The sequence below is a fragment of the Accumulibacter sp. genome (assembly GCF_031732815.1).
Classification (GTDB): domain Bacteria; phylum Pseudomonadota; class Gammaproteobacteria; order Burkholderiales; family Rhodocyclaceae; genus Accumulibacter.
Window position 1 is genome coordinate 6,157 of sequence record NZ_JAVMKF010000273.1, and the last position, 10,234, is coordinate 16,390.

General features: G+C 64.1%; 9 protein-coding genes and 1 tRNA gene. 7 read left to right on the top strand and 3 right to left on the bottom strand.

Features of this window, described 5'->3' with window-relative positions; all coding sequences use genetic code 11:
- Together RKP46_RS16005 and RKP46_RS16010 are read left to right on the top strand one after the other, a co-directional pair.
- A partial coding sequence (locus RKP46_RS16005) for an exonuclease domain-containing protein (RefSeq protein ID WP_311107539.1) occupies positions 1 to 515 on the top strand: 515 nt, incomplete at its 5' end.
- Positions 496 to 1,959, top strand: coding sequence for a DUF294 nucleotidyltransferase-like domain-containing protein (locus tag RKP46_RS16010; protein ID WP_311107540.1), 1,464 nt, complete (start codon positions 496 to 498; stop codon positions 1,957 to 1,959). The genes RKP46_RS16005 and RKP46_RS16010, both read left to right, overlap by 20 nt.
- A gap of 36 nt (positions 1,960 to 1,995) precedes the next feature.
- Here the strand turns inward: RKP46_RS16010 and RKP46_RS16015 are convergent, their stop codons facing one another.
- On the bottom strand, positions 1,996 to 2,421 hold the full coding sequence (locus RKP46_RS16015; RefSeq protein ID WP_311107541.1) for a thioesterase family protein: 426 nt from the start codon (positions 2,419 to 2,421) through the stop codon (positions 1,996 to 1,998).
- A 57-nt stretch (positions 2,422 to 2,478) separates the two neighbouring features.
- A complete protein-coding gene (locus tag RKP46_RS16020; RefSeq protein WP_311107542.1) occupies positions 2,479 to 2,658 on the bottom strand; it encodes a hypothetical protein in 180 nt (59 codons plus the stop codon).
- 114 nt (positions 2,659 to 2,772) lie between these two features.
- Here RKP46_RS16020 and gcvA point away from each other — a divergent pair, with 114 nt between their 5' ends.
- The 5 genes from gcvA (at position 2,773) to RKP46_RS16045 (ending at position 8,540) form a co-directional block, all read left to right on the top strand.
- A complete protein-coding gene (gene gcvA, locus RKP46_RS16025; RefSeq protein WP_311107543.1) occupies positions 2,773 to 3,729 on the top strand; it encodes a transcriptional regulator GcvA in 957 nt (318 codons plus the stop codon).
- A gap of 129 nt (positions 3,730 to 3,858) precedes the next feature.
- Positions 3,859 to 5,256 (top strand): wax ester/triacylglycerol synthase family O-acyltransferase, encoded by a 1,398-nt coding sequence (locus RKP46_RS16030; RefSeq protein WP_311107544.1) that lies wholly within the window; start codon positions 3,859 to 3,861, stop codon positions 5,254 to 5,256.
- Positions 5,257 to 5,592: 336 nt separating this feature from the next.
- Positions 5,593 to 6,912, top strand: a complete 1,320-nt coding sequence (locus tag RKP46_RS16035; RefSeq protein WP_311107545.1) for a replication-associated recombination protein A — start codon at positions 5,593 to 5,595, stop codon at positions 6,910 to 6,912.
- Positions 6,913 to 7,018: 106 nt separating this feature from the next.
- On the top strand, positions 7,019 to 8,302 hold the full coding sequence (gene serS, locus RKP46_RS16040; protein ID WP_311107546.1) for a serine--tRNA ligase: 1,284 nt from the start codon (positions 7,019 to 7,021) through the stop codon (positions 8,300 to 8,302).
- Positions 8,303 to 8,450: 148 nt separating this feature from the next.
- Positions 8,451 to 8,540: transfer RNA gene (locus RKP46_RS16045), tRNA-Ser, on the top strand.
- A gap of 834 nt (positions 8,541 to 9,374) precedes the next feature.
- On the opposite strand, the gene RKP46_RS16050 is transcribed toward RKP46_RS16045, so the two are convergent.
- Entirely contained in the window at positions 9,375 to 10,010 is a 636-nt protein-coding gene (locus RKP46_RS16050; protein WP_311107547.1) for a hypothetical protein, read from the bottom strand.
- Positions 10,011 to 10,234 lie beyond the last annotated feature (224 nt).

Consider the following 10,234-nt stretch of genomic DNA (forward strand, 5'->3'; position numbering starts at 1 on the left):
AGATCGGCGCGACGCGCATCGTCAATCGCCGCCTGCTCCGGCACGAGTGCTTCGATCAGTTGATCAATCCGCATCGCGAGCTCTCGCGGCAGTCGATCGAGATCCACGGCATCACACAGGACGTCCTGGCTGACCAGCCGCCGGTCGAGGTTGCCCTGCCGAAATTCCACTCCTTTTGTGCCGATACCGTCCTGGTCGGACACAACGCGGCGTTCGACATGCGCTTTCTGCAACTGAAGGAGAAAAAGACCGGCATCCGCTTCGATCAACCGGTTCTCGATACGCTCCTCCTGTCAGCGGTACTCCACCCGAATCAGGCCTCGCACCGGCTGGAGGCGATCGCCGAGCGCCTCGGCGTCTCGGTCTTCGGCCGCCACACGGCGCTCGGTGATGCACTGGTCACTGGCGAGGTGTTCCTCAAGATGCTGCCCTTGCTGGCGGAAATGGGAATCACCACCTTGCGCCAGGCGCGCGAAGCGAGCGAGAGGACCTTCCATGCCCGCCTCAAGTACTGAGCGGGCTGCCGGCGTCGCTTCGTATTCCCCGTACGCCGCCCTGCGCCACCTGGTGCGCGGCCAGCCGCCGACCGTCGGGCCGGCGACCAGCGTACAGGATACGCTGCTGCTGCTCGACCAGGCGCGTGCCGACGCGGTCGTCGTCGTCGACCCTGCGCGCGGCGTGCCGCTCGGCATCCTGACGCTGCACGACGTCGTTCGGCGGATTGCCATCGAGGCCTGCGACCTGCATGCACCGGTCGCCGCGGTGATGACCAGTGGCCTGATTACGCTGCCTGCCGACAGCACGGCGCACGCCGCCAGTGTCGTCATGGTGCGCCGCAACGTGCACCATCTGGTGCTGACTGAAGCCGATGGCCGCTACTTCAATCTGGTTTCGCAGAGCGACCTCTACGCGCTGCCGGGCGGCGAGAGTGCCGACCTCGTGCGCGCCATTCTGGCCGCGCAGGAGGTCGAGACGCTGGTTGCCCTGGCCGGCGAGCTACGCGCTTTCGTCGCCCAACTGGTTGCCGGGCGGGTCAGCGCGGAAACGCTCTGCCAGCACCTTTCATCGCTGAATGACCTGCTCACCCTGCAGGTCATCGAACTGATTGCTGGCCGCTTCGATCTGCCCTATGTCGAGTGGTGCTGGCTGGTCTTTGGCTCCGAGGGCAGGCTTGAGCAGACGCTGGCAACCGATCAGGACAACGGCCTGATTTTCGCTGCTGCCGCGGACGACGAGGCGGAAACACTGCAGGCGGCCTTTCTGCCTTTCGCCCGCGCCGTCAACGAGGCGCTCGACGCTTGCGGCTTTCCGCTATGCAAGGGCAACATCATGGCGAGCAACCCGCAATGGTGCCTGTCGGCCGCGCAATGGCGCCGCGCCTTTTCGGCCTGGCTGGAATCTCCGCAGCCGGAAGCGCTGCTGAACTCGAGTATTTTCTTCGACTTTCGCGCCCTCTACGGGCAGGACTCGCTGGCCAGCGAACTGCGTTCCTGGCTGTTGGCGCGAGCCGGTTCGTACCCGATCTTCCTGCACGGAATGGTCGAGAATACGATGAACTGGGAGTCGCCGCTGAACTGGTGGAAAGGTTTCCGCTACGACAACGACAAAGACTTTCCGCACACCATCGACCTGAAGAAGCACGGCTCGCGGCCCTTCGTCGATGCGGCACGCATCTATGCGCTGGCGCGCGGCATCCCGGAAACGAACACGGTCGAGCGTTTGCGCATTGCCGGCGAGCAGGGCGGCCTGGCCGCTGCCGATCTCGGCGCGCAGATTGCCGCTTTCCAGCACATCCAGCGCCTGCGACTGAACAAGCAGATGAACGGTGGCACACCCGAGGCCTCGAACCGCATCGACCCCGACAGCTTGCACGAACTCGACCGACTGATTCTGCGCGAAGCACTGAAACAGGTGCAGAACGTGCAGCGGCGGCTGCGGCGCGATTTCGCGCCGAGCTGAGGCGCGTACGCGCAAGAAGGCACCGCGTTTACTCCGTCAGCCGGCGGCGCGCAAGCGGAAACCGGCCGGGACCGAACTCACCTGGCGTGCGCCATAGTCGTAGAAGACGATCCCCGTCTTGCCACGCGCCACCTGGCGCCGCGTCTCGCGCTCGTGCATGCACCAGAGCAGATCGCAGCCCTTGTCGGTGAAATCGGCCGCCGTCATCTGGACGAGCATCACCTCGCCATGGAACGCTTCCGACTTGTACTGAACGCCGGCGTCGGCGATCACGATGCCCACCCCATCGACGTCAAGCTCGCTGTAACCGAGGAACTTGAAGAAACGCGCCCGGGCTTCCGAGACAACCGACAGCAACATCGCGTTGTCGAGATGCCCGGCGTAGTTCATGTGGCTCAGGTAGAGCGCAATCTCGGTGGAGAAGGTGAAGGCTTCCGGGAGGTCGATGCGAATCCTCGGCAATAGATTTCCTTTCCTGGCAACGATTCAGAAAAAGCGCTTTGGCGACGTTACTCTGAATCAGCGATGTGCCGTCGGCGACATGAGCAGAACATGCAGGCCGCGATCAATCCAGCGGCCGAGCCAGACGAGGCTCTGGCGAATTGTACGGGCAGACACTTCGCCGGCGGCGATGCTGCGCCGTTGGCGCGCGTGTTCGACGATCTGCATGATTTGTTCGCGGGTAAGGTCGGCTTTCATTATGGTCATCCTTCTGTTGGGCTCGTAGCTGAGCGTTCAAGTGCAGTCTAGTGCCTGCTCAGTGGTGCTACAAACGATCAATTGTCAGCTAATACATGAGAAAATCTCACTCATATGACCTACCGTCTTCCCCCGTTGAACGCCCTGCGCGCCTTCGAAGCCGCCGCCCGTCACATGAGCTTCAAGCACGCTGGCGACGAACTGTCGGTGACGCCGACCGCCATCAGTCACCAGATTCGTGGTCTGGAAGAGTATCTGGGGTTTGCTCTCTTCCATCGCCTGACACGGGCTCTGGAACTGACGCGCGAAGGGCGTGCGATGTTGCCGAAGGTACGCGAGGGCCTCGAATGCTTCGCCGCGGCCATCGAGAGCACGCGCCAACACCAGGCCGGCGGGCGTCTGCTCGTCACCTCTCCGCCGGCCTTTGCCGCCCGCTGGCTGATTCGCCATCTGCCGGACCTGACCGCGGGCCATCCCGAACTGCAATTGCACATGACCGCTTCGCTCGACATGATCGATGCGCGCGATGCGCCAGCCATGCTCGGTCACGAGCGGGTCGACGTGCGCGACGACGAAACGCCGGTATTCATTCGTTTCGGGCATGGGCGCTACGCCGGTTGTCGCTCAGACCGCCTCTTCTCGCCCGCCTATACGGCAGTCTGCAGCCCGCGCCTGCTCTTCGGCATGCGGCCCTTGAACGTTCCGGGCGATCTGCGCCGGCACAATCTGCTGCACGACGACTCGATCGCCGAACTCCTTGACCGTCCGACCTGGGCCGAGTGGCTGCAACTCGCCGGCGTCGGCGGAATCGATCCGGGAGCAGGAACGCATTTCAGCGATCCCGGTCTGGTCCTTTCGGCGGCGATCGACGGCGTTGGCATCGCGCTCGCCTCGAAACCGCTGGTCGAAGTCGAAGTTACGGCTGGCCGGCTGGTGGCGCCCTTCGATATCGTCCTGCGGCGGCGGCAAGCCTACTATCTGGTCGTACCCGAGGCGGTTGCCGATCGGCCGACGGTCGGTGTCTTCCGCGAATGGCTGCTCGGCGAAGCGGCAAAGGTCCTGCAGGACTAGGTGCACTGATGTATCCTTGGCAGGGGCCGGAGCGGGCGAAACGGCCAGAGGCACCCGAACGACCGCAGGTGATCGCATTGCCGACGCGGCGGGTCGCAGAACAACCTGAGAAGGGTGGAGAATGACCTCATGAACAAGCTGTCCCTCCTCGACCTCGGCTTCTTCATCGCCGAATCGGCCGCCAGCCCGAAGCATGTCGGCGGGCTGATGATCTACAAGCGGCCGGCGAAGGCGAAAGTGAGCTTTGCCGCCGACCTCTACCGGGAACTGCTCACCTTTACCGACGTCAAGCCGCCGTTCAACCGCATCATCCACTTCTCGCTCACCGGCATGCCGACCTGGCAGGAAAGCGAAACGGTGGATCTGGCGCAGCACGTCTTCTACCATAAGCTGCGGCGCGGCAAGAACGAGCGTCAGGACCTCTACGATCTGGTCTCCGAACTGCATCAGCCGATGCTCGACCGGGCGCGCCCGCTGTGGGAGATGCACGTGATCGACGGCCTCAGCGAAGCGCGCTTCGCGCTTTACATGAAAATGCATCACGCCTGTGCCGATGGCGTGACGATGATGCGCTGGGCCGCCGAGTCGCTTGCCGTAACGGCGGACGACCACGAGCTGCGCCCGCTCTGGTCGGTCGGCCGGCGGCCGAACAAGAAGCGGCTGCAACAACTCGAAGAGGAAATGACCTCGTCGCTGCTCAGCGACCTGGCCGGTGCCGGCAAGCGCATGCTCGGCATCGGCCGGCTGGCCGCCATGCTGCTGCTGGAAAGCGTCAAGCTGACGAAGAACGCGATTTCGCTGCCCTTCGTCGCCGACGGCAACACGCCGCTGACCGGACAGGTCACCCCCGGTCGCCAGTTCGCGACGACCAGCCTGAGCATGGAGCGGGTCAACCTGATCCGCACGCGGACGCGCTCGACGCTCAACCATGTGGCGCTGACCTGCCTTGACGGCGCCTTGCATCGCTATCTGCACGAGCAAGGCATCGATCTGCAGAAGCCGATCACCATCCAGATGCCGGTCAACCTGCGCAAGGAAGGCGAGGAAAGTCTGGGCAACAAGATCGGCATCATTCAGGTCGAGCTTTCGCCACCGACCGACGACCCTTACGTTCGCCTGCGCAACATCGGCTTCTCGTTGCGTAACGTGCGCTCGATGATCGACAGCGTCGCGCCCGAAGCGATCGAGTCCTATACGCTGATCACCGGCGTCGTCGGCCAGCTTGCCGAGATGCTCAAGCTCAGCAACCACCTGCCGCCGACCGGCAATACGCTGGTTTCCAACGTCCCCGGACCGCGTGAACACCTGTACATTCGTGGCGCCAGGATGGAGGAACTGCATCCGATCAGTACGCTGCCGCCAGGCAACCTGCTCAACATCACGCTCTTCAGCTACGCCGGGCAGCTCTATTTCGGCCTGATCGCCACCGACGAACTGCCCAAGCTCGGCGAGCTGAGCCTTTACATCGACGAAGCATTTGGCGAACTCGAAAAAGCCGTCCTTGACGCCCACCAGCCGGTCGCCTGAGTTCTGCTGTCTGCGCCTGACCGCGCTGCCGTTGGCAGATGAGTTGATCAGAAAAGAAAAGACCGGGCATTGCACCCGGTCCAAATACTCGGCTATCCGTTGGCTGCAAGGTCCGGGCCGGACCTTCCGCAACTACCGCCAGTTGGTCGACGCCGTCTTGCAGTGCTTCGAGCCGAGCCGAACGCCCCAGTCGGAGCTTCTTCTAACTTCTTCGGAATTGCCTGAAGCAGTGCGCGAACGATACGCCCGGAAGCAGGCGCTGTCCGTGCAGGATGTCACACTTTCCGGCAGATCGACGGCGCGCCGCGCCAGTCGCCGCTTGCCGGGGCGCGTCCGATGATGCAAAGCCAGAGTCCCGAGCACCCGCCAGCGACGCCGCTGGCCGAACGCCTGCGGCCGCGCACGCTGGCCGAAGTGATCGGGCAGAAGCACCTGCTCGCCAGCGGCAAACCGCTCGCCATCGCCTTTGCCTCCGGGCAACTGCACAGCATGATCCTGTGGGGTCCCCCAGGTGTCGGCAAGACGACGCTTGCCCGCCTGATGGCCGACGCCTTCGCCGCCGAATTCGTCGCCATCTCGGCCGTCTTCTCGGGTGTCAAGGACATCCGCGAGGCGGTCGGCCGCGCCGCAGCGACGCGCGCCAGCAGCGGCCGGCCGACGATTCTCTTCGTGGACGAAGTGCATCGCTTCAACAAGGCGCAGCAGGACGCCTTTCTGCCCTATGTCGAGGCCGGAGTCCTCACCTTCATCGGCGCGACGACCGAGAATCCGTCCTTCGAGGTGATTCCGGCGCTGCTCTCGCGCGCCGCCGTGTACGTCCTGCAGCCACTCTCGGGCGAAGAAATGGGCGAACTGCTCGAGCGCGGCCGGCAGTGCGCGCTGCCTGCCGCCGGTCTTGACCAGAGCGCTCGCGAGCGCCTGATCGGACTGGCGGATGGTGACGCCCGGCGGCTGTTCAACCTGCTCGAACAGATTGCGACCGCGGCTGGCGTCGCTGGCGTGACGGCGATCGACGGCGACTTCGTCGAGCACGCGCTGGCGCAGACGCTGCGCCGCTTCGACAAGCAGGGCGACACCTTCTATGACCAGATTTCGGCCCTGCACAAGTCAGTACGCGGCTCGTCGCCGGATGCCGCGCTTTACTGGTTCTGCCGCATGCTCGACGGCGGCGCTGACGCCCGCTACCTGGCACGCCGGATCATCCGCATGGCCTGGGAAGACATCGGTCTGGCCGACCCACGCGCCGCGCGCATCGCGCTCGACGCGGCCGAGACCTACGAACGCCTGGGTTCGCCGGAAGGCGAACTGGCGCTCGCCGAAGCGGTCGTCTATCTGGCGCTGGCGGCCAAGTCGAACGCCGGCTACCTCGCGTATAATGCGGCGCGCAGCTTCGTCGGCAGCGACGGCTCGCGGCCCGTTCCGAAGCATCTGCGCAATGCGCCGACCCGACTGATGAAGCAACTCGACTACGGCAAGGATTACCGCTACGCGCACGACGAAGCCGACGCCTATGCCGCCGGTGAAGACTATTTTCCGCCCGGCATGCCGAAGGTCGAATGGTATCGGCCGGTCGCACGCGGGCTCGAAATTCGCATTGGCGAAAAGCTGGCCCACCTGCGCGAACTCGACCGGCGCGCCCGGAAAGAGCCGCGCTAGGCGGCGGAGAAACCACCGTCTGGCCGGGCCTGCGCAGGTCGCCGCGCGCCAGGCTCCGCTTGCTGCCGGGCGCTCTGCCGCGTAGGCGGAAGAACAAGGACTGAGCATGCTCGACATCCAACTGTTACGTAACGACCTCGACGCTGTCGCCGACCGTCTGGCGGCGCGTGGCTACACGCTCGACCGCGCCGGCTTTCGTCGGCTGGACAGCGAGCGCAAGACGCTGCAGACGCGGACGCAGGACCTGCAGGCCCGACGCAACGCGCTCTCCAGGCAGATCGGCGTGGGCAAGAGCCGGGCTGAGGACGTGACGGCCATCCTCGACGAGGTGGCCGCGTGCAAGGCCGAACTCGAAGCGAACGAAGCACGCCTGAGCGAACTGCTCGCCGAACTCGACGCTTTCGTCGCCAGCGTTCCCAACCTGCCGCAGGCCGATGTGCCGCTTGGCCGCTCAGCCGACGATAACGTCGAAAACAAGCGCTGGGGAACGCCGCGCAGCTTCACCTTCACGCCGCGCGACCATGTCGATCTCGGCGAAGCGCTGGGCCAGATGGACTTCGCCGCCGCGGTCAAGATTTCCGGCACGCGCTTCTCGCTGATCAAGGGCCAGCTTGCCCACCTGCACCGCGCGCTCGCCCAGTTCATGCTCGACACGCACAGCGCGCAGCACGGGTATACCGAGATCTACTCGCCTTATCTGGTCAACGCCGCCAGCCTTTTCGGCACCGGGCAGTTGCCGAAATTCGAGGACGACCTGTTCAAGATTCTGCGCCCGGAGGCCGAGCCGCTCTACCTGATTCCCACGGCGGAAGTGCCGGTCACCAACATCGTGCGCAACGAAATCCTCAGCGCCGAAGCGTTGCCTTTGAAATTCGTCTGCCACACGCCGTGTTTCCGCTCCGAAGCCGGTTCCTACGGCCGCGACACGCGTGGCATGATCCGCCAGCACCAGTTCGACAAGGTTGAACTGGTGCAGATCGTCGCCGCTGAAGCTTCGGCAGCGGCGCATGAAGAACTCACCGCGCACGCCGAGCGCATCCTCGAACTGCTTGAACTGCCCTACCGCCGCGTCACCCTGTGCACCGGCGACATGGGTTTCTCGTCGGCCAAGACCTACGACCTGGAAGTCTGGCTTCCCGCGCAGCAGGCCTACCGCGAAATCTCGTCCTGCTCCAACTTTGCCGCCTTCCAGGCTCGCCGCATGCAGGCGCGTTACCGCGGCGTCCGCGGCCGACCAGAACTCGTGCATACCTTGAACGGGTCTGGCCTGGCGGTCGGTCGTACGCTGGTCGCCGTGCTGGAAAACTACCAGAACGCCGACGGCAGCATCGCCGTTCCCCAGCCGTTGCAGCCCTATCTCGGCGGCCGCCAGCGCATCGCTGCCGACTGAGTGGCGTCCCTTTCCCCGGCAATACGCCGGGCAGCGCCGCCAGTCAGCCCGGGCGCCGGTCGCGCAGGCCAAGTGCCAACGGCTGGACGCTACGCACAGTGCAAGCAGAGCTTCCTCGCTGGCCGTCTTGTGCTAACATTCGCCCTTCGGAGAGGTGGCAGAGTGGTCGAATGTACCTGACTCGAAATCAGGCGTAGGTGGAAGCCTACCGTGGGTTCGAATCCCACCCTCTCCGCCACAAACAGCGCCCAACATATTGTTTATTAATAATAATATGATGTCGCCCTGGGGACAACTATCAAATCGACTATCAACATTGTCGTTGATTGGTCGCTGCCCTGTTATTTCAGTGTTACCAGTCTGCCGCGGGTCGTTGGCCTCCATTCCGCCGCCGACCCCTGCCGCCGACCAATGACCCAGCGCCTCCGCCCCGCAGAGCGTGGGATCACGCGTCGGAGCGAGCATGCCACCACTACCACTAGTTGACCACGCCCATGCGATCCTCGACTTCCTCGGGAATCGACGAGACCAGGTGGGTCGCATCGCGCCCATTTTCAACCGTGATCTGCTTACTGCAACCGGCAGAAATCTCCAGATTACGCAGTAGTCTTCGGGCAAGCGAATTCGCTGCTCGACCTCGCCTGCCTCGAAGCCGAGCAGCCGTCGATAGGCAGGCTGGTTCTCTTTGATCACCGTGATCCCCGAGATGGTCCCTGGGCGAACTGGGTTGGCTTTGAAAATCTCCTATACACCAGTTCGCCCCGGCTTAAGCTTTGGTGTGAGGCCGATCTCGGGGCGATAAGGGGTGGCCTCTTGGACGGTAGGCCGTCCGAACATGGCGCGCCAGGGAGTGCCGGAGCCAGGAACTCTTGACCAGCGCCTTAGAAGTCGCACAGAAGGTGATCGAGCGCCACGTACTTGAGATGATCGCGCCCAACCCGCCCGACCTTTGAGGCATTTGGCAACGGGCGGGAGGCTGAGCGCGACCATGTGGGCTGGGTACGGTGTGCTGCGTGAGTGTGCTCACTCGATTTACTCAGATCCTTTGCCGTTTTGCGAAACAGATTCATCATCAGCCGTCGGCGCCATCGCACACACCGCGCCGCCGCCTGTTCATCCACTCCAGCCACTTCACCACCCCCGCCAGCGACGCCGCGGCGCACGCGTCGTGAACCGCAGTCAGACGCTCGAACGTGCGCCAGTGCATCCCCTTGGGTTTCCCTCCGTTGGCGTTGGCAATGCCCGCCGGCCAACCCAAACGCCGCCTGAGCGTCTCCGCCCGCCGCCGCGCGCGATCGTCCTCAGCTTCCCGCTGGCTGGCATAGACCAGACGGCAACAGTGGCGACAGGCGAAGATCGTCCCGCCGTAGAGAATGGCCACGCGCCGCCCGCATCCTCTCGCCGGACAGCGAAACCACGCCCGCCGCCCGCCAAGGTGGCAGGGTGTCCATTCCAGATGAACAGCGTACTCCATCGGTAGCCATTCGCCGCCGCTGTTCCGGATGCAATAGCTGAGCATCACGCGGTCGACTTCCGTGCGGATCTCGATCGACGCCAGTTCCTCGCCGCTGCGTGTCCATTGCCAGCCAAAGGCCTGGTCCGGTGTTAGCAGGCTGTCGCGTTGCAGCCGCCGAACATCCAGCGCCCGCATGTCGTTTGTCGTGTCCTTGCCCCCTTGGTATCCCCGCCCGCTTCCGCTGCCGCCCATTCTCTTGCACTCCGATTTTGCCGAAATCATTTCGCAAGTTTGCATCCCGTCTTTCGGTCAATCAGCGCGAATCCCTTGCTACAGCGGGCTTTGCGCCGTTCTTGATGGTGTCCCGCCTCATGCGCCGCGCAGGTCTTTCAGCTTCAGGAGCATGGCCAATGTCCGTTCAAACTTGCGGTCGAGGTGCGTTTCGTAGCGGTTCAGTTTCTCCAGCAGGTGCGCCC

Coding starts and splice junctions, on each gene's coding strand:
- RKP46_RS16035 (WP_311107545.1), top strand. CDS start 5,593: ATGATGCAAAGCCAGAGTCCCGAGCACCCGCCAGCGACGCCGCTGGCC.
- RKP46_RS16030 (WP_311107544.1), top strand. CDS start 3,859: ATGAACAAGCTGTCCCTCCTCGACCTCGGCTTCTTCATCGCCGAATCG.
- RKP46_RS16010 (WP_311107540.1), top strand. CDS start 496: ATGCCCGCCTCAAGTACTGAGCGGGCTGCCGGCGTCGCTTCGTATTCC.
- RKP46_RS16050 (WP_311107547.1), bottom strand. CDS start 10,010: ATGGGCGGCAGCGGAAGCGGGCGGGGATACCAAGGGGGCAAGGACACG.
- gcvA (WP_311107543.1), top strand. CDS start 2,773: ATGACCTACCGTCTTCCCCCGTTGAACGCCCTGCGCGCCTTCGAAGCC.
- serS (WP_311107546.1), top strand. CDS start 7,019: ATGCTCGACATCCAACTGTTACGTAACGACCTCGACGCTGTCGCCGAC.
- RKP46_RS16020 (WP_311107542.1), bottom strand. CDS start 2,658: ATGAAAGCCGACCTTACCCGCGAACAAATCATGCAGATCGTCGAACAC.